Below are 253 nucleotides of genomic sequence, written 5' to 3' on the forward strand. Positions count from 1 at the left end.
TCCTGATCGGCCAGCTTCTGCTCGGCTCGCTTGCGCATACCATAGCAATCGTGGCGACCGTGCTGTTCGTGTACTTTCTCGGGTTCAATATTCTCGAAGCCTCGCAGCCCTCGCTGGTGTCCAAGCTCGCACCGGGCAACCGCAAGGGCGCGGCCACGGGCGTCTATAACACCACCCAGTCGATCGGGCTCGCGCTCGGCGGCGTGGTGGGCGGCTGGCTGCTCAAGCACGGCAGCGCGAGCGCGGTGTTCTA

1 pseudogene is annotated in these 253 nt (G+C 64.8%); it reads left to right on the top strand.

Going from position 1 to position 253, the window contains the following annotated elements:
* A pseudogene (locus tag PWP93_RS37325) lies at window positions 1-253 on the top strand (MFS transporter); the annotation flags it as partial.

This window comes from Paraburkholderia sp. A1RI-2L, assembly GCF_048957375.1.
Classification (GTDB): Bacteria; Pseudomonadota; Gammaproteobacteria; order Burkholderiales; family Burkholderiaceae; genus Paraburkholderia.